Annotated in this window: 2 protein-coding genes; both read right to left on the reverse strand. The window is 66.2% G+C overall.

What is annotated here, in order from left to right; translation table 11 throughout:
- On the reverse strand, window positions 1-836 hold an 836-nt coding region (locus ACIQ7M_RS40870), incomplete at its 3' end, for an alpha-amylase family glycosyl hydrolase (RefSeq protein WP_403654245.1).
- Window positions 833-1,318 (reverse strand): DUF3459 domain-containing protein (locus ACIQ7M_RS40875; RefSeq protein WP_403654248.1); only part of this gene is annotated, 486 nt, incomplete at its 5' end. The genes ACIQ7M_RS40875 and ACIQ7M_RS40870, both read right to left, overlap by 4 nt.

Here is a 1,318-nt window from a genome sequence, read left to right on the forward strand (position 1 = left end):
CCGCCGGAGGGGAAGTCGCCGAAGTAGTCGACGACGTCCTCGGGCCATTGGTTCGCCTCGGCCAGCAGCACCGTGTCCGGATAGTGCGTGTCGATCTCCTTGCGCACCCGCTTGAGGAAATCGTGGGTCGCAGGAAGGTTTTCGCAGTTCGTTCCCTCGACCTGGTACAGATACGGCACCGCGTCCAGCCGGAACCCGTCGATCCCCAGGTCCAGCCAGAACCGCAGCGCGGAGACGATCTCCTCCTGGACGGCCGGGTTCTCGTAGTTGAGGTCGGGCTGGTGGGAGAAGAAGCGGTGCCAGTAGTACTGCTTGCGGACGGGGTCGAAGGTCCAGTTGGAGGCTTCGGTGTCGACGAAGATGATGCGGGCGTCCTGGTACTGCTTGTCGTCGTCGGCCCAGACGTAGTAGTCGCCGTAGGGGCCGTCGGGGTTCGCGCGGGACTCCTGGAACCACGGGTGCTGGTCGCTCGTGTGGTTCATGACGAAGTCGATGATGACGCGCATGCCGCGTTGGTGGGCGGCGTCGACGAACTCGACGAAGTCGGCGAGGTCGCCGAATTCGGGCAGGACGGCGGTGTAGTCGGAGACGTCGTAGCCGCCGTCGCGCAGCGGGGACTTGAAGAAGGGCGGCAGCCAGAGGCAGTCGACGCCCAGCCATTGCAGGTAGTCGAGTTTCGCGGTCAGGCCCTTGAGGTCGCCGACGCCGTCGCCGTTGCTGTCCTGGAAGGAGCGGACCAGGACCTCGTAGAAGACGGCGCGTTTGAACCATTCGGGATCGCGGTCCTTGGCCGGGGTGTCCTCGAAGGTGTCAGGGACGGGCTCATTGACGATCATGTGGTGGGTGACCCTCCGATCAACGGTGAGGACGGTCGCAGGACGGTGAGAATGTGCGCGGGCCGGTCGCCCGGCTCCAGGCGCACATAGTTGGTCCTGCCCCAGTGGTAGGTCTCGCCGGTGAGCTCGTCGCGCACCGGCACCGACTCGTGCCATTCCAGGCCGAGTTGCGGCATGTCCAACGAGACCGTGGCCTCCTGGATGTGGTGGGGGTCGAGGTTGACGACGACCACAACCGTGTTCGAACCGTGGGCGTCCGTCGCGGACTTGGAGTAGGCGATCACCGCCTCCTGGTCGGCGTGGTGGAAGTGCAGGTCACGCAGTTGGCGCAGGGCGGGGCTGCGCCGTCTGATCGCGTTGAGCTCGCGCACCAGCGGGGCGATGCTCCGGCCCTCGCGTTCGGCGGCGGCCCAGTCGCGCGGGCGGAGCTGGTATTTCTCGGAGTGGAGGTATTCCTCGCTGTCGCGGCGCAGGGGGGTGTT

The organism is Streptomyces sp. NPDC096324, assembly GCF_044763015.1.
Taxonomy (GTDB): domain Bacteria; phylum Actinomycetota; class Actinomycetes; order Streptomycetales; family Streptomycetaceae; genus Streptomyces.